Source organism: Melissospora conviva (genome assembly GCF_049523535.1).
GTDB lineage: Bacteria > Actinomycetota > Actinomycetes > Mycobacteriales > Micromonosporaceae > Melissospora > Melissospora conviva.
On sequence record NZ_JBLLDT010000002.1, the window covers coordinates 597,778 to 624,047 of the forward strand.

Genomic DNA, 26,270 nt, shown 5'->3' on the forward strand with positions numbered 1-26,270 from the left:
TATTACTCCTTAGATCTCGCCGCGGCCGTCAGGCCACACCGAGGTAGGCGTCCTTGACTGCCGGGTCGTGCAGCAGTTCGGCGCCGGTGCCGGTCTTGACGATGTGCCCGGTCTCCAGCACGTACGCCCGGTGGGCGCGCGCCAGCGCCTGCTGGGCGTTCTGCTCGACGAGCAGGACGGTGGTCCCCTGCTGGTTGATCTCGGTGATGATCGAGAAGATCTGCTGGATCAGCATCGGCGCCAGCCCCATCGAGGGCTCGTCGAGCAGGAGCAGCTTGGGGCGGCTCATCAGGGCCCGGCCGACGGCGAGCATCTGCTGCTCGCCACCGGAGAGGGTGCCGCCGAGCTGCTTGCGCCGCTCCGCCAGACGCGGAAAGAGGTCCAGCACCCGGGCCAGGTCACTGGCGATCCCGGCCCGGTCACGGCGGGTGTACGCCCCCATGTCCAGGTTCTCCATCACCGTCATGCCGGGGAAGATGCCCCGGCCCTCGGGTGCCTGGCAGAGCCCGCGGCGCACGCGCAGATCTGCCCGGAGCTTGGAGATGTCCTCGCCCTCGAACCGGATGGCACCCGAGGCGATCGGCCGGATGCCGGAGATGGCGCGCATGGTGGTGGACTTGCCGGCGCCGTTGGCGCCGATCAGGGCCACGATCTCACCCTCGTTGACCGTCAGGCTGATGCCGTGCAGGGCCTTGATCCGGCCGTAGAGCAGGCTGACGTCTTCGATCTCAAGCAGCATCGTCCGGTACCCCCAGGTAGGCCGCGACCACCCGCTGGTCCTCCCGCACATCGGCGGGGAGTCCGTCGGCGATCTTCTTTCCGAACTCCAGCACCACGATGCGGTCGGTGACACCCATGACCAGCCGCATGTCGTGCTCGATGAGCAGCACCGTCACACCCTGGTCCCGGATCTTGCGGATGAGCTGGAGCAGCTCCTCCTTCTCGGCCGGGTTGAACCCGGCCGCCGGCTCGTCCAGGCAGAGCAGCACCGGATCGGTGGCGAGCGCCCGGGCGATCTCCAGCCGGCGCTGCTCGCCGTAGGAGAGGTTGCGCGCCGCCTCGTGGGCCCGGCCGGGGATGCCGACGAACTCGAGCAGGCGGTGCGCCTTCTCCAGCCCGTCGCGCTCCTCGCGGCGGTGCCGGGGCAGCCGGAACAGCGCCGACATCACGCTGGTCTTGTGGTGCGCGTCGGCGCCGACCTGGATGTTCTCCAGCGCCGTCATCTCCGGGAAGAGCCGGATGTTCTGGAACGTCCGGGCCATGCCCATCTTGGTGATCTGGTGCTTCTTCTTGCCGGTGATCCGCTGCCCGCGGAACCGGATCTCGCCCTCGGAGGGCTGGTAGATGCCGGTCATCGCGTTGAAGCAGGTGGTCTTGCCGGCGCCGTTGGGGCCGATCAGGCCGAGGATCTCCCCCTTGTAGAGGGTGAAGTCGACGTCGTTGAGCGCCACCACCCCGCCGAAGCGGAGCGTGACGTGGTCGACCTCGAGCAGCGGCTCACGCTCGGCCGGCGTGCTCTCCGCGGCCGGGGCCGCGGCCTGCTCGGGAACGGACGGCTTCTGCACGGTCTCATCCACCGACGATCACCTCCTTGCGACGGTCCTTGAACTCCGCCGCGCGCTGTCGGTTGGGTATCAGCCCCTGCGGCCGGAAGATCATCATGATGATCAGGATGAGGCCGAAGAAGAGGAACCGGAACTCGTAGAGCTCGATGCCGAAGACCTCGATGCCGCGGAACCGCTCGATCAGGTACGCCGCCAGGCTCCCACCGACGAGCGCGCCGGTGATGTTGCCGGAGCCGCCGAGGATCACCGCCGCCAGAATGATGATCGAGTTCAGCAGTTCCAGATTCTGGGAGCTGACGAAGTTCTGCTTGCCGGCGAAGAGGGCGCCGGCCAGGCCACCGATGAAGGCGCCTGCGGCGAAGGCCCAGAGCTTGAACTTGAAGGTCGGCACACCCATCAACTGGGCGGCGTCCTCGTCCTCGCGGATGGAGACCCAGGCCCGGCCGACGCGGCTGCGGTTGAGGTTCCGCACCCCGATGACCACCAGGATGATGATCGTCAGCACCAGCCAGTAGTACGGCCTCGGGTCGAGCACACCGAAGATCGGGGTGCCGTCGCCGTAGGTGCCCGGGGGGTGCGGGATCTGGTTGAAGCCGCGCTGTCCCCGCAGGAACTCCGAACTCTGTGCGGCGATGCGGATCATCTCGGCGAAGCCGAGGGTGACGATGGCGAGATAGTCGCCACGCAGTCGCAGTGTCGGCGTACCCAGCATGACACCGGAGATCATGGTGAACCCGAGCGCCAGCGGCAGGGCGACCAGCCACGGCCAGAGCGTCGAGAGGTCACTGCTGGGCGAGGTGAGCACCGCGACCGTGTACGCGCCGACGGCGAAGAAGCCGAAGTAGCCCAGGTCGAGCAGGCCGGCGAAGCCGACCACGATGTTCAGTCCGACCGCGAGCAGCGCGTAGATGGAGACGGTGAAGAGCACGTGGCCGAAGTTGGAGCCGGTGGTGGGGATCGGCCCCAGCCACTGGTAGAACTCCCGGTTCGGCAGGGCGTAGAAGAAGACGATGAGCGCCGCGATACCGACCCAGCGCACCCAGCGGGGAGCGTGGTGCCAGCGCTCGGCGATGCCGTGACGGCCGGCGCGGAACTTCTCTGCGACGCTTGTCATGCGCGTGCCCTTCCCAGTGACTCGCCGAGCAGACCGGTGGGCCGGAACATCAGCAGGACGATCAGAACGACGAACGCCGAGAGGTCCTTCCACTCGCCACCGAACAGGCCGGACGCGTAGTTCTCGACCAGACCCAGCAGCAGGCCGCCGAGGAGCGCGCCCCGCAGGTTGCCGATACCGCCGAGGACCGCGGCGGTGAACGCCTTGAGTCCGAGCAGGAAGCCGACGCTGTAGGTCAGCGTGCCGATCCGGACGTTGTAGAGCAGACCGGCGACGCCGGCCATCGCGCCACCGATGATGAAGACCACCAGGATGATGCGGTCCTTGTTGATGCCCATCAGGGCGGCGGTATTGGCGTCCTGGGCCACGGCCCGGATGCCCCGGCCGATACGGCTGCGGTTGATGAAGTAGTCGAGGCCGACCATCATCCCGAGCGCGGCCGCGACGATCAGTACCTGGACCGCGGTGATCTCCACGCCGTTGATGGTGAAGAGCGGCTCGGTGGAGATGAGCTTCGGCATGCCCTCCGGGCGCCGGCGGGTGTAGATGCCGAAGGCCTCGGAGATGGCGATGGAGGCGCCGATCGCGGTGATCAGGAAGGCCAGCGGCGGGGCGTTGCGCTTGCGCAGCGGCCGGTAGGCCACCCGCTCCAGCACCACGGCGGTACCCGCCGAGGCGAGCGCACCCGCGGCCATCGCGACGAGCAGGAAGAACAGAATCGAGCCCAGCCCGGTGACGACCGAGTCTCCGTCGAGACCGAAGGCTGCCAGGATCCAGATCGAGGCGAAGGCGCCGGCGATGAAGACCTCGGAGTGGGCGAAGTTGATGAGTCTCAGCACGCCGTAGACCAGCGTGTATCCGAGCGCGACGAGGGCGTAGATCGCGCCGATCGTCAGGCCCGTCGTGGTGAGTTCCCCGAAGTTGGAGAACAAGCCGTCGAAGTTCAAGGCAGGACGCTCCGTAAAGGATGGCGAAAGAAACGGGGTGCGGCCGGGAGCGTGCTCCCGGCCGCACCCGCGATCACTGCGAAACCGTCAGGTCGGGGACCAGAACCCTTACTTGATTTCCTGGTCCGGAACGACCTCACCGTTGACGACCTTGTACGCCCAGACCTTGACCTGGTCGGCCTCGAGCTCGCCGTTGGCGGCGAACTTGTAGCTGGCGGCAACGCCGTCGCCCTCGTAGCCCTTCACGAACTCGAGCATCTTGGCGCGGGTGCCGGCGCCGTCCTTGATGCCGGCGAGCAGGATGTTGGCGGCGTCGAAGGCGGTGTCGCTGTAGGTGCCCGGGTCCTCGCCGAAGGTGGCCTTGTAGTCGTCCTTGAACGAACCGCGGGCCTCGGTGGCCGGCTGGCACGGGCAGGTGAGGATGGTGCCCTCGGCGGCGGCAGCGCCGGCGCCGGTGATGTAGGACTTGTCGTTGACGCCGTCGCCGGCGACCAGGGTGACCTTGACGTTGGCGGCGCTGAGCTGCTTGCGGATCAGGCCGGCCTCCTGGTAGTAGCCACCGTAGAAGACCACGTCGGCACCGGAGTTCTTGACCTTGGTGACCACGGCCGAGAAGTCGGCCTGCTTGCCGTCACCCTGGACCTTGTCCTCACCGACCACGCTGGCGCCGAGGACCTTCTTGACCTCGCTGGACAGACCCGCGCCGTAGGCGGACTGGTCGTCGATGACGTAGACCTTCTCGGACTTCAGCACGTCCTTGATGTACTTGCCGGCCGCGGGGCCCTGGCTGAGGTCGTTGCCGACCACCCGGAAGAAGGTCGGCCAGCTCTGGTCGGCCAGCGTCGGGTTGGTCGCGGACGCGGTGATGTGCACCAGCCCAGCCTCGGAGAAGAGCGGGTTGGCGGCCTCGGACTCACCGGAGTACGCCGGGCCGACGATGCCGAGAAGCTTCTCGTCGTCGATCGCCTTCTGGGCCAGACCGGGGGCCTGGGCCGGGTCGCCCTGCGAGTCCAGCGGAACCAGCTCGACCTTGCAGTCGGGGTTCGCCTTGTTGTACTGGTCCACGGCGAGCTTGACGCCGTTGTTCTCGTTGATGCCGAGGGCCGCCGAGGGCCCGGTCAGCGCACCGAAGAACGCGATCTTGCTGCCGCAGCCGTCGGCGGCGTCGCTGCCACTGTCCGACTTGCAGGCGGCCGTGCCACCAATGGCGAGCGCAGCGATGGCCACACCGCCGAACAACCGTACGAGCTTCTGCCTCAAGGCCCGAACCCTCCTCCGTCACGTGGCTCGAACCACACGCCGCCAATTGGCTATTGCGCTGACAGGCCGAGCCAGACCGATGTCGCGGTCTGGGGCGGGACGTTATCCCACCAGCGCGGCACGGCGGAAGGACCCGGAGAAGTGGTTGACCTAACCGTTACAACACCCGGCCGGTCGATGCGACGTATGTAAGATCCTAGCTCTGGAGTTCCTGGCCCAGCCCGTCCGTGGACGTTTCGGTCAGAATCCGCTCGGATACCTCGCGCATGCTCATGCGATGGTCCATCGCGGTGCGCTGGATCCACTTGAACGCCTGGGACTCCGTCATGCCATAGGCCGCCATCAAGGTCCCCTTGGCGCGCTCCACGCTCTTGCGGACCTCGAGCCGGTCGGTGAGACCGGCGACCTCCGCCTCCAGGGCGCCGATCTCGGAGTAACGGCTCAGCGCGACCTCGATCGCCGGTACCAGGTCGCTCTTCTGGAAGGGCTTGACCAGGTACGCCATCGCGCCGGCGGCGCGGGCACGTTCGACAAGGTCACGCTGGCTGAAGGCGGTCAGGATGATCACCGGTGCGATCCGGGCGCCGGCGATCCGCTCCGCCGCGGCCAGCCCGTCCATGATCGGCATCTTGATGTCGAGGATCACCAGGTCCGGCCGGAGCTCCTCGGCCAGCCGCACCGCGGTCTCGCCGTCGGCCGCCTCGCCGACCACCTCGTAGCCCTCCTCGCCGAGCATCTCGGCGAGATCCAACCGGATCAGCGCCTCGTCCTCGGCGATCAACACCCGCCTGCGCGGCGCATCCTGCGGCGTCTCGGCCACGAGCCCTACCCCCACCACGTCCGACCCGGCAACCGCCAGCCGGGTGTCACCGGGCTTAGCCTAGTGGGTAACCTGTGCGGTACCGGCAGGCGTCACCCCGTACGGCGGGAGGCTCCGGCCGGACGGTCCCCGTATTCCAACTGGCAGAGAAGCGGAGCTCAAACCTCCGACAGTGTGGGTTCGAATCCCACCGGGGGCACCTCTCGATCGGCGGCGTGTTCTCTGTGCACTCCGCGCACGGCCCCGACCGAATCGATGATCGGTTTCAGCTCACCGCGGTCAGCGCCCGGGCCAGGTCGGCCCGCAGGTCCTCCGGATCCTCCAGCCCGACCGAGAGCCGCAGCAGTCCCGCCGCCGGCTTCGCCGCGCCCTCGACGGGCCGGTGGGTCAGCGACGCCGGGTGCTGGATGAGCGTGTCGACCCCGCCGAGGGAGACCGCGTGGGTGATCAGTGCGCACCCGTCGGCGACCGCCGCGGCCGCCGCCGCACCGCCGTCGACCTCGAACGCGAGCAGGCTGCCGGTCCCGGTCATCTGCCGGCCGATCAGGTGCTGCCCGCCGGCCGTGCCCGGGTAGTGCACGGCGGTCACGCCGGGGTGCCCGCCGAGCCAGGCGGCGAGCTTCTGCGCGCCGGCCTGCTGGGCCCGCACCCGCAGCGGCAGCGTCTGCAGGCCGCGGTGCAGCAGGTACGCCCCGAGCGGGTGCAGCACCGCTCCGGTGACCGCGCGCACCTGGCGCAGGCGGGCCGCCCACTGCTCGTCGCAGGCCACCACGCCGGCCAGCACGTCGCCGTGCCCGCCGATGGACTTGGTGGCGCTGTGCAGGACCAGCGCCGCGCCGTGCCGCAGCGGCTGCTGCAGCACCGGGGTGGCGACGGTGTTGTCGATCAGCAACGGGACGTCGCCCGCGGCGGCGGCGAGGGCCGCGATGTCGACCAGGTCCAGGCTCGGATTGGCCGGGGTCTCGGCGATCACCAGCGCGGTGTCGGCCCGGATCGCCGCGGCGACCTCGTCGGGGGTGGCCCAGGTGACGGTGGTGCCGAGCAGCCCGGTGGCGAGGACGTGGTCGGTGCCGCCGTAGAGCGGACGGACCGCCACCACGTGCCGGCGCCCGTCACGGGTGGCGGCCAGCAGCGCGGCGGTCAGCGCCGCCATGCCGCTTGCGAAGGCGACCGAGGCCGCCGCGGACTCCAGCTCGGCCAGCGCCTGCTCGAAGCGGCCCACGGTGGGGTTCCAGAGCCGCTGGTAGACCGCGCTGGTGCTCTCGCCCGGGGTGCCGCCGCCGGCGAGCAGCTCGTACGCGTCGCCGCCGGCGGTGACCGACGGCAGGGGGTTGGTGGTGGAGAAGTCGATCGGTGGCACGTGCACGCCCAGGGCGGCGAGGTCCTCGCGACCGGCGTGCACGGCCCGGGTGTCAAGTGCGCTCATGCGGTAAGCGTCGAATATCAGCGTGCTTCAGCGCAATAGAAAGGAATATGCTTCTGCAATCCCGCGTACTGCGAAATATTCTTCGGAGGGCCCTGCCGATATGTCCACTTCAGCGAATGATGTGCGGCGCTTCTCCGCGCTCGACGAGATCGACCACGCCATCCTCACCGAGTTGTCCGCCGACGGCCGGATCCCGAACAACGCCCTCGCCGAACGGGTGGGCGTCGCCGCCTCGACCTGCCTGACCCGGGTCCGGGCGCTGCGGGAGGCCGGCGCCATCCGGGGCTTCCACGCCGACATCGACCCCGCCGCCCTCGGTCTGCCGCTGCAGGCGCTCATCTCCGTCCGGCTCGCCAAGCACGCCCGCGCCGCCGTCGACGCCTTCCGGGCCCGATCGGTCCGGCTGCCCGGGGTGATCTCCGTCTTCCACGTGGCCGGCGCCGAGGACTACGTGCTGCACGTACGGGCCGCCTCCGCCGACGCGCTGCGCGACTTCGTCCTCGACCATCTGGCGGTCGACCCGGCCGTGCTGCACAGCCAGACCAGCCTCATCTTCGAGCAGGCCCGCGGCCTGGGCTGAGCCGCCCGCCGGGCCGCCGTGCGGTCGCGCACCCACCGGAGCCGACGAAACCTGATCTTCACAATGCCGTCATCTGACCGCCTCGGACCCTGCGTAACTTGGGTGCCGGTGGTGGTTCGGTATCCACGATCGGGACGGGTCACGGATACCGCGGTGCGGTATGCCGGATCGGCGCGGGCGGTTCGCCCAAGCCGGTCCGGCGACTGCCCATCGCCGCCGGGTGCTCTCCGCTTCGACCGCCGACCGGGTCGTGGGCGCGGACTCGACGCCCTCCCACGCGTGTGGTGCCCCCCGGATCAGCCGTCGACCGCGGTGAGGGGCCGCTCCTGCTCCGAGACCGCCGCGTCGGCTCGGGTGCGGCGCAGGGCGCGCAGCGCGTAGGCGACGGCGACCACCCAGCCGAGCACGACCAGTCCGTAGACCGCGGCGCGCAGGTTGCCGCCGACCTCGGCCGCGCGCATCAGGGTGCGGGCGTTGGTCAGCACGATCACCCCGCCGACGGCCGCACCGAGCAGCTGCGCGGGCACCACCCGGACCAGCCAGGCGGCGATCGGGGCGGCGATCACGCCACCGACGAGCAGCGCCGCGACCACCGGCAGCATGAAGCCCGCCGAGCCGAGTCCGATGAAGAAGCCGACGCTGGCGGCGACCGCCACCACGAACTCGGAGGTGTCGACCGAGCCGACGACCTTGCGGGGGGCGAGCCGCCCGGAGGCCAGCAGTGCGGGCGTGGCGACCGGCCCCCAGCCGCCGCCTCCGGTGGCGTCGACGAAGCCGGCGACCAGCCCCAGCGGACCGAGGAAACGCCGGCGCAGCGGACCGGCCTGGCGCACGGTCCGCATCGGCCGGGAGAAGCGGATCAGCAGGTAGATGCCGAGCACGAGGAGGATGCCCGCCATCCAGGGCGCGGCGACCTCGGTGGAGAGACCACTGAGCAGCGTGGCGCCGAGAAAGGCACCGACCGCGCCGGGCAGCGCGATGCGCCCGACGGTGCGCCAGTCGACGTTGCCGAACCGCCAGTGGGAGGCGCCGGAGGCGAGGGTGGTGCCGATCTCGGCCAGATGCACCGAGGCCGAGGCCGTCGCCGGCGCGATGCCGACCAGCAGGAGCAACGTCGAGGACGTCACCCCGTACGCCATGCCGAGGGAGCCGTCGACGAGCTGTGCGGCGAACCCGACCAGTGCGAGAACCAGCAGCTTGCGCACGGCGTCCTCCGAATATTCGGCATTCCCTATCGACTTGGTCGACAATGCGCCGCGGGGTCGGCCCGGTCAACCCGGCACGCACCATCTGCGAAAAGGACCGTGCCACCGCAGGAGGGTCCCGTGCCGGCCAGGGAGCATGCGACGCGTACGGAAAGGACCCACCTGAATGGAGCATGCGGCGCGCGCGGCAGGACCGTGAAAGGGCGCGGGGCGCCTACGGGAAGGACCCGTGCCCGCGGGGGCGGCTACGTGGCGCCGACGGCGTGGATCGGGCCGGTCAGGTCCAGGCGCGGGGGTCGGCGGCGAGTGAGGTGATCCGCTCCGGGAGGGCACCCGACGCGACGTCGGCGACGGTCACCATTTCGAGAATCTCGCGCTCGCTGGCGCGCAGGGCGATCCAGACCTCCTGCAGCGCCTGGGCCGCGCCGGTGTACTCCAACTCCTCCGGGCGGCGGCCACGCACATGGGCCAGCGGACCGTCGATCACCCGGATCACCTCGGCCAGCGTGATCTCCGCGGCCGGGCGGGCCAGCCAGTAGCCGCCCTCCGGGCCACGCTGGGCGTACACGACACCGCCCTGGCGCAGCTGCAGCAGGATGCTCTCCAGGAACTTCGGCGGAATCTGCTGGGCCCGCGCGATCTGCTCGGCGGTCACCGGACGCACCTTGACGTTCGGATCGTCACCGACGGCCGCGGCGAGTTCGGCGGTTGCCCGCAGGGCGTAGTCGACGCGGGCGGAGAGGCGCATGGCAGCAAGATTAGTCGGCCGGGCCGGACTCCCCGGCGTCCGCCCCGGAAAAGCGTTTCACTCGCCGACGCGGCGCAGCAGCCCTTCCTGCACGGCGGTGGCGATGTGCCGGCCGTCCTCGGCGAAGATCCGCCCGGTGGCCAGCCCGCGGGAACCGGAGGCCGACGGGCTCCAGCAGTCGTAGAGGAACCACTGGTCGGCCCGGAGCGGACGGTGGAACCACAGGGCGTGGTCGAGGCTGGCCCCGATCACTCCCCCGGGGCCCCAGACCTCGCCGTGTACCGACAGGACCGAGTCGAGCAGGGTCAGGTCCGAGGCGTAGGTCAGGGCGCAGGCGTGCAGCAGCGGGTCGTCGGGCAGCTTGCCGTCGATGCGCATCCAGACTCGCTGGTGCGGCTCCGCCGGGCGGTCACCGGGGCGGACCCAGCCGGGCTCACCGACATAGCGCACGTCGATCGGCCGGGGCGTCAGCGACCAGACGCCCAGCCGCTCCGGGTACGGCGTGAGGCGCTCGGTCATGGTCGGCACCTCGTCGGGCCCCGGCAGGTTCAGCGGGGCGGGAGCGTGGTGGTCGAGGCCGTCCTCGGCGCGCTGGAACGAGGCGGACATGAAGAAGATCGGCTTGCCGTGCTGGTAGGCAGCCGAGCGGCGCACCGAGAAGGAGCGGCCGTCGCGGACGTTCTCCACCCGGTACTCGATCGGCTCGCTCGGATCTCCCGGGCGGACGAAGTAGCCGTGCAGGGAGTGCACGAAGCGGTCCGCGACAACGGTACGACCGGCGGCGACCAGCGCCTGGCCGGCGACCTGCCCGCCGAAGACGCGCTGCGGCCCCACCGGCGGGCTCATCCCGCGGAAGGTCATCTCGTCGCGCTGCTCCAGGTCCAGCACCTCGAGGAGCTGGTCGACGGCGGCCTGACCCACGATGGTCTCCCCGCTCACTGCAGCGCTCGGGCGGTGGCGGCGTCGACGAGCGAGCCGAGCTCGTGCACCCGCAGGGTGTTGGTGGAGCCGGGCACGCCCGGCGGGCTGCCCGCCACGATGACGATGTGTTCGCCCGGCTCGGCGAGGTTCAACCCGAGCAGTGCCTGATCGACCTGGCGGAACATTTCGTCGGTGTGCGCCACGAACGGCATCAGGAACGTCTGCACCCCCCAGGAGAGGGCGAGCTGGTTGCGGACCTCCGCCATCGGCGTGAACGCCAGCAGCGGCAGGTCGCAGTGCAGCCGGGACAGCCGCCGTACGGTGTCGCCGGTCTGGGAGAAGGCCACCAGCGCCTTGGCGTCGATGGCGCGGGCGATGGAGGAGGCGGCCCGGGTCAGCGCACCGCCGTGGGTACGCGGGTCGTGCTGCAGGCGCGGCACGCCGAGCGACCCACTCTCCGTGGTGGTGATGATCTTCGCCATCGTGCTGACGGTGAGCACCGGGTAGCGCCCGACACTGGTCTCACCGGAGAGCATCACCGCGTCGGCGCCGTCGAGGACGGCGTTGGCCACGTCGGAGGCCTCGGCCCGGGTAGGGCGGGCGTTCTCGATCATCGAGTCGAGCATCTGGGTGGCGACGATGACCGGCTTGGCGTTCTCCCGGCAGAGCTGCACGGCCCGCTTCTGCACCAGCGGCACCTGGTCCAGGGGCAGCTCGACACCGAGGTCGCCGCGGGCGACCATCACCCCGTCGAAGGCGTCGACGATCGCTTCCAGGTGCTCGACCGCCTCCGGCTTCTCCACCTTCGCCAGCACCGGCCGGTGCACCCCGGCCTCGGCCATCACCGCATGCACCAGCTTGATGTCCTCGGCCGAGCGGACGAAGGAGAGCGCCACCCAGTCGACGCCGAGCTCCAGGGCGAACCGCAGGTCAGCGGCGTCCTTGTCGGAGAGCGCCGGGACGCTCACCGCCACGTTCGGCAGCGAGACGCCCTTGTTGTTGGAGACCGGGCCGCCCTCGATCACCAGACAGCGGATGTCGTCGCCGGTGACCTCGCTGACCTCGACCACGACCCGGCCGTCGTCGATGAGCAGCCGGTCGCCGGGGTGCACCTCCTGCGGCAGGCGCCGATAGGTGCAGGAGACCCGCTCCTTGGTGCCGAGCACGTCCTCGCCGGTGATGACCACCCAGTCGCCGGTACGCCACTCGTGCGGGCCGTCGGCGAACCGCCCGAGACGGATCTTCGGGCCCTGCAGGTCGGCCAGGACCGCCACCGCCCGCCCGGTGGTCTCCGCCGCCTCGCGTACCAGGTGATAGACCTGCTCGTGGTCGGCGTGGCTGCCGTGGCTGAAGTTCAGCCGGGCCACGTTCATCCCGGCCTCCACCAGACCGCGGATGCGCTCCGGTGAAGAGGTGGCTGGTCCAAGAGTGCAGACAATCTTCGCGCGCCGAGTCACCCCCTGAGGCTAGTCTCTCCTGCCCATCGAGGGGACGGCCGACCCCTTAACGGCTGCCGAACACCCACCGGAGGTGGCCACGGTGCGGCGTGCGCCCTCGGCCGGCGGCCCCACCCCGCCGGGCGCGCTCATCGGACAATCCACCCCGGGTCGGCACGACCCGGACGATCGGCTGAGCTGGGTTGGCCCGGATCCTCGTTAGCCTGCTGGCCATGACCACGCACGAGCCCGAGATCACCGAACCGGTCGACCTCTGCCTGCCCGACGGGCGGCTCAACCCGGCCGCCGTCGGCTGGACCCGCCGGCCCCTGCACCGGGCCAACCTGCGCGGCTGGGGGCGCAGCAAACGCTGGGAGTACTGGGGGGTGGTCACACCCCGGCACATCATCGGCGTGGTCGCCTCGTCGCTGGACTACGCCGGCCTGCAGAGCGTGTACGTGCTGGACCGCACGACCGGCGCCGAGCACAACCGCGAAGGGCTCACCCCGTTCGCCCGGGGCGCGATCCTGCCGCCGTCGGGGGGCGCGGGCACGGTCTCGGCCAGCGGCGGCGGCGTCACCGTCGACATCGACCAGCGCGCCGACGGCAGCTGGATCCGGGCGACCGCCCCCGGAGTGGAGGTGGAGCTGACGGTGCCGCTGCCGGCCGGGCACGAGTCGCTCGGTGTGGTGGTGCCGTGGAGCGACCGGCTCTTCCAGTACACGCTCAAGGATCTGGGGCGGCCGGCGAGCGGGCGGCTGCGTCTGGGTGCGGCCACGTACGAGATCTCCGCCGCTGATTCCTTCGCGGTGCTCGACCACGGCCGGGGCCGGTGGCCCTACTCGGCGCGTTGGAACTGGGCTGCGGGGTGCGCCCCGGGCCGGGCCGTCCAGCTCGGCGGTGTCTGGACCGACGGCACCGGGATGACCGAGAACGCCGTCTTCGTCGACGGCCGGCTGCACAAGATCGGCGAGGAGCTGCGGTGGAGCTACGACCGGGCGGACTGGCTGCGCCCGTGGCGGATCACCGGCGAGCGCCTCGACGCACGCTTCACGCCCTTCCACGAGCGGGTCTCCCGTACCAATCTCGGGGTGCTCGCCGGCGAGACGCACCAGTGTTTCGGTCATTTCTCGGGGTGGGCCGAGATCGGCGACGGTGAGCGGGTGGAGCTCGACGGTCTGGTCGGCTGGGCCGAGGAGGCCCGCAACCGCTGGTGACACGCCGCGCCGCGACAGCGCCCGCTGGCCGGTCTAGGATCCTTCAAGATCGTGAAGGTCGGCCACCGGGATCGGCCGGGGAGGGGTTCGGATGGGAACGAACTACCAGACCGTACTGCTGGCCGCGGAGTACCCGGCGGTCGAGCGGGCCGTGGCCGAGCTGCGTGCGGAGGTGCTCGTGGCGCCGGTGGGCGAGCAGCGCTGGGCGGTGATCCCGCGCGACCGCGGTGACGACGCCTCCCGCGCCGAGGTACTGGGCCGGCAGCTGAGCTGGCGGGCCCGCTGCCCGGCGCTCGCGTTCCAGGTCGACTCCGAGGTGATGCTGGCCCAGGTCTTCCGCAACGGCCGGCAGAACCACGAGTACGTCTCGGACGTCGCCAAGCTGGTCGAATGGTCCCAGGACGCCGACGGACAGTTCGTCCGCCGTATCGACGGGGTGGTGATCGCCCCGGAGGCGCCGACGCCGGCCGGCCCGTCGGGCGCGGACCCGGAGCCTTTCGTGCCCTTCGGCGCCGGACGGGTCGATCCCGAACTGCTGGCGGGGGTGCTGCGCGGTCCGGCCCCGCACGGCTCGGCGCCCGAGCAGCACGTGGCGATCCTGCGTGCGCTGCACCTGGAGCCCTATCCGCTGACCCGCGGCTTCCACGACCCCGGACTGAACCAGGTCCCGGGCGTGCGCTACCTGACGGGTCAGCCCGGCTGAACAGTTCCCGCACCGGGGCGCGGACACGGGTCCCGCCGACGGCCGGGTGCGGACCGCCGGCGGGAACGGTGTCTGACGTGGGTCAGCCCGTGGCATCGGTCAGACGTGACGGAGCCCTCGGGGCTCAGCCGGTGGCAGGGCTCAGCCCGTGACGGAGTTCAGTGCGGGCAGGAAGCCGTACCGGTAGCCGTTGGCGTTGGGGTGGTATGCCTCGATGACGCCGGAGACGTCGAGGATCCACGGGGTCGCGCCGCAGACGCCGTGCCCGGCGAAGAAGCTGCGGGTGTCGACGAAGGTGGCCCCGGCGGCCCGGGCCCGGGCCGAGGTGACCGAGGCGAGGGTGTCCGCGGCCTCGTTGAGCAGCGCCCGCTTCGTCGTGCTCATCGCAAGCAGCCCGCAGGAGCCGGTCTCGAACAGCCGCGGGTAGCCGAGCACGATCAGCCGGGCGTTCGGCGCGCGGTCACGGATCGCCGCGTACGTCTGGTCCAGCCGGGCCGGCAGCGTCGAGGTGGCGAAGGTCTTGGCACCGTTGACCGCGTTGGTGCAGGTGGAGAGGCTGCCGAACCGGCAACTGATCATGACGTCGGCGAACCCGGCGTCGTTGCCGCCGATGGTGATGGTCACCAGGGTCGTGGTGCTGCTCAGCGACGAGAGCTGCTTGCCGAGCACGTCGGAGGTGACAGCTCCCCCGCAGGCGGGGAAGGCGAAGCTGGCAACCGAGTGACTGGCCGCCCAGAGCGGGGCGTACGACTTCTGGCTGCGCAGGCAGGTGGAGAGGTCGTACGGGCCGGCGCCGACGCCGGAGGAGTAGGAGTCGCCGAGGGCGACGTAGTGCACGGGGGCGGCGGCGTGTGCGGCGCTCGGAGCGAGCGCGGCGGCCAGCACGGTGGCGGCGGCGGCGAGGAACCCGGCGAGGGCGCGGGTCAGCGGTCGAGGTGTCATGGAACGACCTCCACGAGGCAGGGGTGGGGGAAGCCTCAGACCGCGCGCGTGGCCGGGGGATGTAACGTGCTCGCAATGGTATAGAAACATTTCGATTAATGGAACGCTCCGCGGCCTCGGCCTGCCCCGGCCCCCGTTCCGTTGGCCCGCCGTCGACGCCGGCCGGACCCGCCGTGGCCGGATTCCCGCACCCCGCACGGCACCGTGCGCCCGGCACGCTCCGGCGGCGGTGACTAGATTCGAGGTGAGACATCCGACGAGGAATGGGAGATCCACTCATGGCAGACGCCGACGCACGACCCGCGAAGGCATCGGGCACCTACCGCATCGGCGGGGACCTGACCGTCGACCGGCTCGGCTACGGCGCGATGCAGATCACCGGACCCGGTGTCTGGGGCGACCCGAAAGACCCGGGCGAGGCGGTCCGGGTGCTGCGCCGCGCCGTCGAGCTCGGCGTGACCTTCATCGACACCGCCGACTCGTACGGGCCGTTCGTCAGCGAGCAGCTGATCCGCGAGGCGCTGCACCCGTACGCCGACGACCTGGTCATCGCCACCAAGGCCGGGCTGACCCGCTCCGGCCCGCACGACTGGCGGCCGGTCGGGCGGCCGGAATACCTGCGCCAGCAGTGCGAGCTGAGCCTGCGCCACCTCGGCCTGGAGCAGATCCCGCTGTACCAGCTGCACCGCATCGACCCGAAGGTGCCGCTCGCCGACCAGCTCGGCGAACTGGTCCTGCTCAAGCAGGAGGGCAAGATCGGCCACATCGGACTCTCCGAGGTGAGCGTCGCCGAGATCGAAGCGGCGCAGGCGATCACGCCGATCATCTCGGTACAGAACCTCTACAACGTGGCCAACCGCCAGTCCGAAGAGGTGCTGGAGTACTGCGAGCGCAACGACCTGGCGTTCATCCCGTGGTTCCCGATCGCCACCGGTGAGCTCGCCAAGCCCGGCGGGCCGCTGGACGCCATCGCCCGCGAGCACGGCGCCACCCCGGCGCAGCTCGCACTCGCCTGGCTGCTGCGCCGCTCCCCCGTCATGCTCCCGATCCCCGGCACCTCATCGGTGGCGCACCTGGAGGAGAACGTCGCCGCCGCGCAGGTGCAGCTCACCGACGACGAGTACGCCGCCCTCACCAAGGCGGTCTGAGCAACGCGGTTTGAGCCCGACCCGCTCCGCCTGACGCAACATCGCCGGCTGGCACCTGAGGTACCGACAGATCGCTCTGCCGGTAGCTCAGGTGCCGGATGCTCAGGCGGGTTCGGCGGTCTCCACCCTCAGAGCGGTGCCCTGCTGGCAGCCGGAATGGTCTCCGGATTCCACACGTCCCGTGACTGTGACACGGGCGCCCTCGTGGATTACGTCCGAGGGACCGTCCAGAAGCCAGTAACCGTTCAACAGGAGACAGCCTCCGCTCGCGGAACGAGTGACCGTACCGGTCACGTGTGCGGGCATGTCGACCGTCATCCAGATGGGCATATGGTCGGAGGACTCAACCGGCCCACCACCTACCCGACCGCAAGTGTGCGGCAGGGGCGGGTCGGCGAAAAGGTAGTCGAACTTGACCATGTGCGAGTTGTCGTGCGGCTTGGTCGTATAGAAGGTGCCCGGTCCTGTACGCGGCGAACTCTGGTCAGCCTGCGCACACTCCACAAATTCATCATAGATCGGGGTCATGCCTCCGCCCGCGTAGCCGACCACAGCAGGCGGTTGGAGGTTGAAGTCCCCACCGAAGATCACCCGGAAGCGCGACGGGCTCACGAACGACTTGTAGGCCGCCACCTGCTGCGTGCGGAAGCCGTAATCCGGGTCGTCACCGTTGTAGCTGAGATGGGCGTTGCAGATCTTCACCCACCACGAGTCGACCGTGGCGCACATGGCTACCCGCCACTCGGCATTGGTCGGCGAGGGCAGGTAGCGCGGCTCCCACCAGGTGTTCTCATCCGGCACCGCGATGGCGATGCCGTAGTCACCCCGCCCCTGCACACACTGCTTGTTCGGGGAAGTCTCCGGGGTGTCGGTCTTTTTTACCTTGATGGGCGCGAACCGCACGTCCCAGCCATAGCCGTACGCGGCCTCCAGCCTGGCCTCCAGCGTCACGGCCTGCGAGCGGCAGAACTCCTGAATTATTGCCGCATCGGCGTAGGCGCCGTGGTTTTGCATGTGCCACACCACGGTGCCGACCAGCCCCGTCGGATTGTCATAGAACTTGCAGCCCGGATTGTTGCCACAGGCGTTCCAGGTCATCACCCTGATGGTCTTCTCCGGGGCTGTGTGCGTCTCCATGGCGAACGCAGCTCCCGACAGCACGGCGGCCCCCGCCACCATGCCCAGCACCGCTGACACCGCCGCCGCGATCATTCTCCGTAGCATCCCTGCGTGACTCCCTAATCAAGATCCGTTAGGGATGACAGGCTAACGACCAGAACAGCAGCGCGCTGTCCTATGTGGCCTTCGCCTACGCGGCACAACGCCGCTCGCGCTCACCTGGGCGCCGCCCTGCCGCACGGCGACCCAGGAGCCGCTCCGTCAGGCTGCGTACGGGGTGTGGGCCGGCGGTACGACCTCGTCGGCGCGCGGCGGCCCCGGCGGGGTGCCGTCGCCGAACGGGCGGCCACCGAGTGCCTCACGGCCGTGCGGGCTCAGCCAGCCTTCCAGCTCCGGACCACAGGGGACGATGCCGGTCGGGTTGATGTCGGTGTGCACCTGGTAGTAGTGCCGCTTGATGTGGTCGAAGTCGACGGTGTCGCCGAAGCCCGGAGTCTGGAAGAGATCCCGGGCGTACGCCCAGAGCACCGGCATCTCGGTCAGCTTGGTGCGGTTGCACTTGAAGTGGCCGTGGTAGACCGCGTCGAAGCGCACCAGCGTGGTGAAGAGCCGGATGTCGGACTCGGTGATGGTGTCGCCGATCAGGTAGCGCTGCTGCTCCAGCCGCGCCGACAACCAGTCGAGCCGGCCGAAGAGCTGCGCGTACGCCTTCTCGTACGCCTCCTGCGAGCCGGCGAAGCCGCACCGGTAGACGCCGTTGTTGACGTCTTTGAAGACGACCTTGTCCAGCTCGGTCATCTCCTCCCGGTGCGCCTCGGGGAAGAGGTCGGGGGCGCCGGGGCGCTGGTGGGCGCGCCACTCGTGCGCCAGGTCCCACTCGATCTGCGGGTAGTTGTTGGTCACCACCTGTCCGGTGGTGGTGTCAACGATCGCCGGCACGGTGATGCCCCGCTCGTACCCGGGGAAGCGGGCGAAGTACGCCTCCTGGAGTCGCTCGATGCCGAGCACCGGGTCCCGGCCGTCGGGGTCGAGGTCGAAGGTCCAGCTCCGCGCGTCGTGGGTCGGCCCGGCGACCGCCATCGGCAGCGCCTCCTCCAGCCCGAGCAGCCGGCGCTGGATGATCACCCGGCTCGCCCAGGGGCACGCCCGGCTGACCACCAGCCGGTAGCGGCCGGGTTCGACCGGGTAACCGTCGCGCCCGTCGGCGGTGATCCGGGTGGCGATGTAGCGCTGGTCGCGGGTGAACTCCCCGCCCGCGATGACGTACCTGCCCTGCTCGGTTCCGGCCTGCTCCGGCCGGTTCTCTGCTGCTGTGTCCGCTGCCTTCGACATGCTCGGACGTTACCCGTCCGGGCCCCGGGTACGCAGCCGCCCCCGCCGCGACCACGTGCGGGTCCCGACGGGGGCGTGCGAACAACTGCGGACTGCCCGGGAGCTGCGGGCTCCGGTCAGCCGGCCGCCAACGCCTGGGCGGCCGGGTCGACCGGCGCGGGCAGCTCGCCCGCGCCGTCGAGATAGCGGTGGATGCCGGCTGCGGCCGCGCGCCCCTCGGCGATCGCCCAGACGATCAGCGACGCGCCGCGGTGCATGTCACCGGCGACGAAGACGCCGTCGGCGTCGGTCTGCCAGTCCGGCCGGGCGTCGACCGCGCCGCGCCGGTTGCGCGTCACCCCGAACTGCGCCAGCAGCGGCTGCTGCTCGGTGCCCTCGAAGCCGATCGCCAGCAGCACCAGGTCGGCAGCCAGTTCCCGCTCGCTGCCCGGCACGACGTGCAGGATGCGGCGGCCGTCGCGCTTCTCGACTGTCACCTCGGCGACGCGTACCGCCCGGACCTGCCCGGTGCCGTCGTCGACGAACTCCTGTACGGCGACGGCGAAGAGCCGCTCGCCACCCTCCTCGTGGGCGGCGTACTCGCGCAGGATCCACGGCCAGGTCGGCCACGGGTCGCGCTCCTCGTCCCGCTCGTGCGGGGCCGCCGGGTAGAGGTCGAGCTGGTGTACGCCGGCCGCGCCCTGCCGGTGGGCAACCCCGAGGCAGTCCGCGGCGGTGTCACCACCACCGATGATCACCACGTGCTTGCCGGCGGCGTCGATGGCGGCCGCGTCAACCGGGCCGTCTCCGGCGGCGGCAACCGCCCGGTTGGCAGCGACCAGGTGCTCCATCGCCTGGTGCACGCCGCGCAGCGCGCGTCCCGGCGTCTCCGGGGTGTCCCGGCCGACCAGCGCGCCACAGGCCAGCAGCACGGCGTCGTACTCGGCGCGCAACTGCTCGGCGGTGACGTCCACGCCGACGTTCACGCCGGTGCGGAACTGGACCCCCTCGGCCTGCATCTGCGCCAGCCGGCGGGCGATGTGCCGCTTCTCCAGCTTGAAGTCGGGGATGCCGAAGCGCATCAGCCCGCCGATCGCCTCGTCGCGTTCGAAGACGGTGACGTCGTGCCCGGCCCGGGCCAGCTGCTGCGCGGCAGCGAGCCCGGCCGGACCGGAGCCGACCACCGCCACCCGCCGGCCGGAACGCACCGAGGCCGGCTGCGGCGCGACCAGGTCCCGGTCGAACGCCTGGTCGATGATCTCGACCTCGACCTGCTTGATCGTCACCGGCGCGCCGCCGTTGATGCCGAGTACGCACGCGGCCTCACAGGGGGCGGGGCAGAGCCGGCCGGTGAATTCCGGGAAGTTGTTGGTGGCGTGCAGCGACTCGATCGCCGTACCCCAGTCGCCGGTGCGGACCAGGTCGTTCCAGTCCGGGATCCGGTTGCCCAGCGGGCAGCCGTTGTGGCAGAAGGGGATGCCGCAGTCCATGCAGCGGGTCGCCTGCTCCCGGGTGAGCTCCTCGCCGGCTTGCGGGTAGACCTCACGCCAGTCGCTGATGCGCACCGGCACCGGACGCCGGGCCGGCAGCCGCCGGTCGTAGCGCAGAAAGCCAGACGGGTCAGGCACGAGCCACCTCCTCGGAGGACCGCGGCGCGGGCAGGGCCGGCCGGGCCGGCGGTGCCGCGGGTGCGGCGAGCGCCCCCATCACCGCCTCGTCTACATCGAGGCCGGCAGCTTCGGCGGCCCGCATGATCTCCCGCACCCGCCGGTAGTCGCGAGGCACCACGGCGGTGAACTCCTCGACCGCCTCCGGCCACCGCTTGAGCAGCGCCTCGGCCACCGCCGAGTCGGTCTCGGCGAAGTGCCGCTGCACCAGGGCGTGCAGCGTCTGCCGCTCCTCGTCGCCGAGCGGCGCGAGGTCCACCAGCTCACCGTTGACCCGGCGCGCGTCCAGCCGCCAGACGAAGGCGCTGCCACCGGACATGCCGGCGGCGAAGTTGCGTCCGGTCGGGCCGAGCACCACGACGGTGCCGCCCGTCATGTACTCGCAGCCGTGGTCGCCGATGCCTTCGACGACGGCGGTGGCGCCGGAGTTGCGCACCGCGAACCGCTCCCCCGCCCGGCCCCGCAGGAACACCTCGCCGGCGGTCGCACCGTAGAGGATGGTGTTGCCCGCGATGATCTGGTCCTCGGCGCCCGCGGCGGCGCCGGCGCGGACGAAGGGCGCGTCCGAATCCGGTCGCACGACGATCCGGCCACCGGAGAGGCCCTTGGCGACGTAGTCGTTGGCGTCGCCCTCCAGCCGCAGGGTGACCCCCGGCGGCAGGAACGCCCCGAAGGACTGCCCGGCAGTGCCCCGCAGCGCGAACTGGATGGTGTCGGCCGGCAGGCCCGCGCCGCCGTGGCGGCGGGCGACCTCGCCGCCGAGCATCGCGCCGACACTGCGGTGGTCGTTGCGCACCGCCACCTCGGCCCGCACCGGGCGGCCCTGCGTCAGCGCCGGCTGCGCAAGCCGGATCAGCTCGTTGTCCAGCGCCAGCTCCAGGCCGTGGTCCTGGGCGCGGATACCGCGCCGGGCCGCGCCCTCGGGCAGCGCCGGCACCGCCAGCACCGGGTTGAGGTCCAGCCCGTGGGCCTTCCAGTGGTCGACAGCCGGGGTGAAGTCCAGCAGCTCGGCCTGGCCGATCGCCTCCTCGATGGAGCGGAAGCCCAGCTCGGCGAGGTAGCCGCGGACCTCCTCGGCGAGGAAGAGGAAGAAGTTCTCCACGAACTCGGGCTTGCCGGTGAAACGCTCCCGCAGCACCGGGTTCTGGGTGGCGATGCCGACCGGACAGGTGTCCAGGTGGCAGACGCGCATCATCACGCAGCCGGAGACGATCAGCGGCGCGGTGGCGAAGCCGAACTCCTCGGCACCGAGCAGCGCGGCGATCACCACGTCGCGGCCGGTCTTGAGCTGGCCGTCGACCTGCACGGTGACCCGGTCGCGCAGCTTGTTGAGCAGCAGCGTCTGCTGCGCCTCGGCCAGGCCCAGCTCCCAGGGGGTGCCGGCGTGCTTGAGCGAGTTCATCGGCGAGGCGCCGGTGCCGCCGTCGTGGCCGGAGATCAGGATGACGTCGGCCTTGAGCTTGGCCACCCCGGCGGCGACGGTGCCGACGCCGACCTCGCTGACCAGCTTGACGTGCACCCGGGCCGCCGGGTTGACGCACTTGAGGTCGTGGACCAGCTGCGCGAGGTCCTCGATGGAGTAGATGTCGTGGTGCGGCGGCGGCGAGATCAGGCCGACGCCGGGGGTGGCGTGCCGGGTCCGGGCCACCCAGGGCCAGACCTTGTTGCCCGGCAGCTGCCCGCCCTCACCGGGCTTCGCGCCCTGGGCCATCTTGATCTGCAGGTCGTCGGCGTTGACGAGGTACTCGGTCGTCACCCCGAAACGGCCGCTGGCGATCTGCTTGATCGCCGAACGCCGCGCCGGGTCGTGCAGCCGCTCGACGTCCTCACCGCCCTCGCCGGTGTTGGACTTGCCGCCGAGGCGGTTCATCGCGATGGCGAGGGTTTCGTGCGACTCCGCCGAGATCGAACCGTAGGACATCGCGCCGGTGGAGAAGCGCTTGACGATCTCACTGACCGGCTCGACCTCGTCGATCGGCACCGCCGGGCGCACACCGGTACGCAGCTGGAACAGCCCGCGCAGCGAACCCGCCTGCGCCGCCAACTCGTCGACCTTGGCGGTGTAGCGGCGGAAGACGTCGTACTGGCGGCTACGGGTGGCGTGCTGGAGCAGGAAGACCGTCTCCGGGTTGAACAGGTGCAGTTCGCCCTCGCGGCGCCACTGGTACTCGCCGCCGACCTCCAGGGTGCGCCGGGTGTCGGCCGGGGCCTGGGACCAGGCGCGGGAGTGGCGGGCGGCCACCTCGGCGTGGATCTCCGCCAGCCCGATGCCGCTGATCTTGCCGGCGGTGCCGGCGAAGTAGCGCGCCAGCAGCTCGTCGCTGAGCCCGACGGCCTCGAAGACCTGGGCGCCGCAGTACGACGAGACGGTGCTGATGCCCATCTTGGACATGACCTTCAGGACGCCCTTGCCGAGGCCCTTGACGTAGTTGCGCACCGCGGTGCGCGCGTCGAGGCCCGGCAGCGCGCCGGTGGTGATCAGGTCCTCCACCGACTCGAAGGCCAGGTACGGGTTGATCGCCGCCGCGCCGTAGCCGATCAGCACCGCCGCGTGGTGCACCTCGCGGCAGTCGCCGGACTCCACGATCAGCGCCGTCTGGGTGCGGGTCTGCTCGCGCACCAGGTGCTGGTGCACCGCGGCGGTCAGCAGCAGCGACGGAATCGGGGCCAGGTCGGCGGTGGAGTCCCGGTCCGACAGGACCAGGATCCGCACCCCGTCCTCGATCGCCTCGGAGACGTGCCGGCAGATCTCGGTCAGCCGGGCCTTGATGCCGGCCGCGCCGTCGCGTACCCGGTAGAGCCCGGAGACCCGGACGGCCTTGAAGCCGGGCAGATCCCCGTCCGCGTCGATGGAGAGGATCTTCGCCAGCTCGTCGTTGTCGATCACCGGGTACGGCAGCACGATCTGCCGGCAGCTGACCGGTCCCGGGTCCAGCAGGTTGCCCTCCGGGCCGATGGTCGACTGCAGGCTGGTGACCAGTTCCTCGCGGATGGCGTCCAGCGGCGGGTTGGTGACCTGGGCGAAGAGCTGGTGGAAGTAGTCGTAGAGCAGTCGCGGCCGGGTCGACAGCGGCGCGATCGGCGTGTCGGTGCCCATCGAGGCGAGCGGTTCGGCCCCGGTACGCGCCATCGGCGCGAGCAGGATCTTCAGCTCCTCCTCGGTGTAGCCGAAGGTCTGCTGGCGGCGGCGTACCGACTCGTGGCTGTAGGCGATGTGCTTGCGTGCCGGCAGGTCGCCCAGCTCGATCAGCCCGGCGTGCAGCCAGTCGGCGTACGGCTGCTCGGCGGCGAGCGCGTCCTTGATCTCGTCGTCGTGGACGATGCGCCCGGCGGCGGTGTCGACCAGGAACATCCGGCCCGGCTGCAGCCGGCCCTTCTCGATGACCGTGGCCGGGTCGAGGTCGATCACGCCGGCCTCGCTGCCGAGCACGACCAGCCCGTCGGTGGTCCGCCACCAGCGCCCCGGCCGCAGGCCGTTGCGGTCGAGCACCGCGCCGACGATCTCGCCGTCGGTGAAGGCGACCGAGGCCGGGCCGTCCCAGGGCTCCATCAGGCTGGCGTGGAAGCGGTAGAAGTCCCGCTTCGCCGCCGCCATGTCCGGGTCGTTCTCCCACGCCTCCGGGATCATCATCAGCACCGCGTGCGGCAGGCTGCGCCCGGCCAGGTGCAGCAGTTCGAGCACCTCGTCGAAGTTCGCCGAGTCGGAGGCGGCCGGGGTGCAGACCGGGAAGAGCCGGCGGATGTTGCCCGGCAGGTTCGGGCTGGCCAGCAGCGCCTCACGGGCCTGCATCCAGTTCTTGTTGCCGCGGATCGTGTTGATCTCGCCGTTGTGGGCGATGAAGCGGAACGGGTGCGCCAGCGGCCAGGACGGGAAGGTGTTGGTGGAGAAGCGCGAGTGCACCAGGGCGATGGCGCTGCTGACCCGGGAGTCGGTCAGGTCCGGGAAGAAAGCCGGCAACTGGTCCGGGGTGAGCATCCCCTTGTAGACGAAGGTCCGCGCCGACAGCGACGGGAAGTACGCCGGCACGCCCCGCTCGGCGGTCTCCCGCTCGGTCTGCTTGCGCACGCAGTAGGCGACCCGCTCCAGCTCCAGCCCGTCCAGGCGCTCCCCGGCCGGGCCGGCGGGCGCGTCGGTGAGCCGGTGCGCGGCGAGGAATACCTGCCGCACCCGGGGCAGCGCGGCAAGCGCCGTGGCCCCGAGGTCGCTCGCGTCGACCGGCACGTCGCGCCAGCCGAGCAGGTCGGCCCCCTCGACCAGGGCGTACTTCTCCAGCACCTGGCGGGCGCGCGCCTCGCCGGCGTCGTCGTCGGGGAGGAAGACCAGGCCGGTGGCGTACTGCCCGGCCGGCGGCAGCGCGAAGCCGACGGCCGCCCGGAGGAACTCGTCCGGAATCTGGATCATGATCCCGGCGCCGTCGCCGGTGTTGGTCTCCGCGCCCCGGGCGCCCCGGTGATCCAGCCGGCAGAGCGCGGCCAGCCCCTTGGCGACAACGTCGTGGGAGCGGCGGCCGTGCAGATCGGCGACGAAGGCGACGCCACAGGCGTCGTGCTCGCGACTGGGGTCGTAGAGCCCCTGGTCGGCGCGGGGAGCGGTCTGCGGCTGATGGGGATGCGAAAGAGCCACCAGGCCTCCTGTCGTCGGGGAGGAATGGAACATGTTCGGGACGACGTCGGCCCTTGCGCTTCAATTCAGTCTACGGGAGACCCTTTCGCGCAAGCTCCAGGCGGATTGATCACACTTCCGGCTCGCGACGAAGACCAGCGCCACCGCCGGGTGGATACCGCACCGGATGCAACGGTTTCGGCAGGTGCGACTCGTCCGCGGCGGGGCACCCCGTGACACAGCTCACTACGAGGAGTTCGGTGCCCCGGTGCGCTTTCGGCACGGGGTGGTCACCGCACACCCGGCCCCGCCCGGGGGCGGGGGTGCCGGTCAGAGTGGTGGGCGCCAGCGCCCCGCGGTGCTGCCGGCCTGTTGCACGAGCCGGGGGCTGATGGTGCTCAGGGCCGCGTCGCGGGCACGCAGCGCCAGCCGCCCCCGGCTGCGCAGCACCGCCGACATCCGCCGGGTCTGGCGCACCACCTCCGCCACCCGAGGGCGGCGCAGCCGCTGGTACGCCTCGACCGCCGCCCGCAGCGGCTCACCGGGCGCGGTCTCCCGGACCAGGCCGGTGAGCGTGGCGGCGTCCTCCAACGCCAGACAGGCGCCCTGGCCGAGATGGTGCGGCATGGCGTGGGCGGCGTCGCCGAGGAGCACCAGCCCGCCCGGGCCGGCGGTGCGGCCGTAGTACTGCGGCAGCGGCCGCAGCTCGCGTACCTCCTGCTGCACCAGGTCGGCGGGTTCGGTGGCGGCGAGCAGCTCCCCGATGGGGGCGGGCCAGTCGGCGTACCAGCGTTGCAGCAGGGCCAGCTGGGTCTGCGCCGGCTCCGGGCGGGGCGCGCCCGCGGCGGTGGCGACCCAGTAGATGCCGCCGCGGCTGGAGCCGCCCGAGGAGCCACGCTCGCCCAGCGAGACGGAGACGAAGCGGTAACCGGCGCCGAGCACCTCGCCGTTGACCGGCTGATCCGCGGGCAGCTTGGGGGCGCGGTACCAGGGAAGGACCGCCCGCCAGGCGACGCAGCCGGCGCTGACGGCGACCGCGTCCGGTGCCAGCCGGGACCGCACGACGCTGTCGATGCCGTCGGCGCCGACGACCAGGTCCGCCTCGATCAGGTCGTGGCCGTCCCCCACCGCCGGCCGCTGCCCGTCCTCGGAGCGCACCGTCCGGACGGTGAATCCGGTGCGCAGCTCCACCCGGTCGCCGAGGCCGGCGATCATGGCGTCGTGCAGGTCCTCACGGTGCACCACCACCGGGGTGGCGGCGGCCGGCTCGGGCCGGGGCCGGACCAGCCAGCGGCCGTCCGGACGGCGTACCCCGGCGTCGGGCAGCGGGGTGGCGATGGCGTCCAGCCCGGCGCTGAGGCCGAGCGCCCGCAGGGCCCGGATGGCGTTGGGCCAGAGCAGCAGCGCGGTCGGCTCGACCCGGATGCGGTCGGCGCGCTCCAGCACGGTGACCTGCCAGCCGGAGCGGGACAGCGCGCCGGCGGTCGCGAGACCACCGATGCCCCCACCCACGACCAGGGCCCTGCGCATGGTTGCCG

Annotated in this window: 21 protein-coding genes and 1 tRNA gene; 5 read left to right on the forward strand and 17 right to left on the reverse strand. The window is 71.2% G+C overall.

Annotation, left to right across the window (positions count from 1 at the left end):
• Positions 1-28 precede the first annotated feature (28 nt).
• The 6 genes from ACK8GG_RS07785 to ACK8GG_RS07810 all read right to left on the reverse strand — a co-directional run bounded on the left by ACK8GG_RS07785 (position 29) and on the right by ACK8GG_RS07810 (position 5,706).
• The gene (locus tag ACK8GG_RS07785) at positions 29-739 is read right to left on the reverse strand and encodes an ABC transporter ATP-binding protein (RefSeq protein ID WP_440350341.1); all 711 of its coding nucleotides are present in this window, start codon (positions 737-739) and stop codon (positions 29-31) included.
• The gene (locus ACK8GG_RS07790; RefSeq protein WP_440350734.1) at positions 729-1,565 is read right to left on the reverse strand and encodes an ABC transporter ATP-binding protein; all 837 of its coding nucleotides are present in this window, start codon (positions 1,563-1,565) and stop codon (positions 729-731) included. The genes ACK8GG_RS07785 and ACK8GG_RS07790 overlap by 11 nt, the downstream gene beginning before the upstream one ends.
• 4 nt (positions 1,566-1,569) lie before the next feature.
• A complete protein-coding gene (locus tag ACK8GG_RS07795; protein WP_440350342.1) occupies positions 1,570-2,679 on the reverse strand; it encodes a branched-chain amino acid ABC transporter permease in 1,110 nt (369 codons plus the stop codon).
• Positions 2,676-3,626, reverse strand: coding sequence for a branched-chain amino acid ABC transporter permease (locus ACK8GG_RS07800; RefSeq protein WP_440350343.1), 951 nt, complete (start codon positions 3,624-3,626; stop codon positions 2,676-2,678). Before ACK8GG_RS07800 ends, ACK8GG_RS07795 begins: the two co-directional genes overlap by 4 nt.
• Before the next feature lie 108 nt (positions 3,627-3,734).
• Entirely contained in the window at positions 3,735-4,886 is a 1,152-nt protein-coding gene (locus ACK8GG_RS07805) for a branched-chain amino acid ABC transporter substrate-binding protein (protein ID WP_440350344.1), read from the reverse strand.
• Between the two features lie 196 nt (positions 4,887-5,082).
• Complete coding sequence (locus ACK8GG_RS07810; RefSeq protein WP_440350345.1) at positions 5,083-5,706, reverse strand: ANTAR domain-containing response regulator; 624 nt, start codon at positions 5,704-5,706, stop codon at positions 5,083-5,085.
• A gap of 125 nt (positions 5,707-5,831) precedes the next feature.
• Between ACK8GG_RS07810 and ACK8GG_RS07815 the strand changes: the two genes are divergently transcribed.
• Positions 5,832-5,905: transfer RNA gene (locus ACK8GG_RS07815), tRNA-Leu, on the forward strand.
• 66 nt (positions 5,906-5,971) lie between these two features.
• Here the strand turns inward: ACK8GG_RS07815 and ACK8GG_RS07820 are convergent.
• Positions 5,972-7,150, reverse strand: a complete 1,179-nt coding sequence (locus ACK8GG_RS07820) for a trans-sulfuration enzyme family protein (protein ID WP_440350735.1) — start codon at positions 7,148-7,150, stop codon at positions 5,972-5,974.
• Between the two features lie 82 nt (positions 7,151-7,232).
• On the opposite strand from ACK8GG_RS07820, the gene ACK8GG_RS07825 reads away from it, so the two are divergent.
• A complete protein-coding gene (locus ACK8GG_RS07825) occupies positions 7,233-7,712 on the forward strand; it encodes an Lrp/AsnC family transcriptional regulator (protein ID WP_440350346.1) in 480 nt (159 codons plus the stop codon).
• A gap of 296 nt (positions 7,713-8,008) precedes the next feature.
• Here the strand turns inward: ACK8GG_RS07825 and ACK8GG_RS07830 are convergent, their stop codons facing one another.
• From ACK8GG_RS07830 to pyk, 4 genes are all read right to left on the reverse strand, one after another.
• Positions 8,009-8,917 carry a sulfite exporter TauE/SafE family protein gene (locus ACK8GG_RS07830; RefSeq protein WP_440350347.1) on the reverse strand — a complete coding sequence of 303 codons (909 nt, stop codon included), beginning with the start codon at positions 8,915-8,917 and terminating at the stop codon, positions 8,009-8,011.
• A gap of 277 nt (positions 8,918-9,194) precedes the next feature.
• Positions 9,195-9,665 carry an RrF2 family transcriptional regulator gene (locus ACK8GG_RS07835; protein ID WP_440354742.1) on the reverse strand — a complete coding sequence of 157 codons (471 nt, stop codon included), beginning with the start codon at positions 9,663-9,665 and terminating at the stop codon, positions 9,195-9,197.
• Positions 9,666-9,722: 57 nt separating this feature from the next.
• Positions 9,723-10,589 carry an acyl-CoA thioesterase gene (locus tag ACK8GG_RS07840; RefSeq protein WP_440354996.1) on the reverse strand — a complete coding sequence of 289 codons (867 nt, stop codon included), beginning with the start codon at positions 10,587-10,589 and terminating at the stop codon, positions 9,723-9,725.
• 11 nt (positions 10,590-10,600) lie between these two features.
• A complete protein-coding gene (pyk, locus tag ACK8GG_RS07845) occupies positions 10,601-12,043 on the reverse strand; it encodes a pyruvate kinase (protein ID WP_440350349.1) in 1,443 nt (480 codons plus the stop codon).
• 212 nt (positions 12,044-12,255) lie between these two features.
• On the opposite strand from pyk, the gene ACK8GG_RS07850 reads away from it, so the two are divergent.
• Positions 12,256-13,239, forward strand: coding sequence for a DUF2804 domain-containing protein (locus ACK8GG_RS07850; protein ID WP_440355933.1), 984 nt, complete (start codon positions 12,256-12,258; stop codon positions 13,237-13,239).
• A 91-nt stretch (positions 13,240-13,330) separates the two neighbouring features.
• A complete protein-coding gene (locus ACK8GG_RS07855) occupies positions 13,331-13,942 on the forward strand; it encodes a hypothetical protein (RefSeq protein ID WP_440355934.1) in 612 nt (203 codons plus the stop codon).
• A gap of 141 nt (positions 13,943-14,083) precedes the next feature.
• On the opposite strand, the gene ACK8GG_RS07860 is transcribed toward ACK8GG_RS07855, so the two are convergent.
• Positions 14,084-14,884: an SGNH/GDSL hydrolase family protein gene (locus tag ACK8GG_RS07860; protein WP_440354745.1), complete on the reverse strand. Its 801-nt coding sequence runs from the start codon at positions 14,882-14,884 to the stop codon at positions 14,084-14,086.
• A 278-nt stretch (positions 14,885-15,162) separates the two neighbouring features.
• Here ACK8GG_RS07860 and ACK8GG_RS07865 point away from each other — a divergent pair, with 278 nt between their 5' ends.
• Entirely contained in the window at positions 15,163-16,032 is an 870-nt protein-coding gene (locus ACK8GG_RS07865) for an aldo/keto reductase (protein ID WP_440354746.1), read from the forward strand.
• A 102-nt stretch (positions 16,033-16,134) separates the two neighbouring features.
• Here ACK8GG_RS07865 and ACK8GG_RS07870 read toward each other — a convergent pair whose 3' ends face one another.
• From ACK8GG_RS07870 to ACK8GG_RS07890, 5 genes are all read right to left on the reverse strand, one after another.
• Positions 16,135-17,244 (reverse strand): endonuclease/exonuclease/phosphatase family protein, encoded by a 1,110-nt coding sequence (locus tag ACK8GG_RS07870; RefSeq protein ID WP_440354747.1) that lies wholly within the window; start codon positions 17,242-17,244, stop codon positions 16,135-16,137.
• Positions 17,245-17,412: 168 nt separating this feature from the next.
• The gene (locus ACK8GG_RS07875; protein WP_440354748.1) at positions 17,413-18,483 is read right to left on the reverse strand and encodes a glutathione S-transferase family protein; all 1,071 of its coding nucleotides are present in this window, start codon (positions 18,481-18,483) and stop codon (positions 17,413-17,415) included.
• 116 nt (positions 18,484-18,599) lie between these two features.
• Complete coding sequence (locus tag ACK8GG_RS07880) at positions 18,600-20,090, reverse strand: glutamate synthase subunit beta (RefSeq protein ID WP_440355935.1); 1,491 nt, start codon at positions 20,088-20,090, stop codon at positions 18,600-18,602.
• A complete protein-coding gene (gene gltB, locus ACK8GG_RS07885) occupies positions 20,083-24,753 on the reverse strand; it encodes a glutamate synthase large subunit (protein WP_440355936.1) in 4,671 nt (1,556 codons plus the stop codon). Before gltB ends, ACK8GG_RS07880 begins: the two co-directional genes overlap by 8 nt.
• 309 nt (positions 24,754-25,062) lie before the next feature.
• The gene (locus ACK8GG_RS07890) at positions 25,063-26,262 is read right to left on the reverse strand and encodes an FAD-dependent oxidoreductase (RefSeq protein ID WP_440350737.1); all 1,200 of its coding nucleotides are present in this window, start codon (positions 26,260-26,262) and stop codon (positions 25,063-25,065) included.
• Positions 26,263-26,270 lie beyond the last annotated feature (8 nt).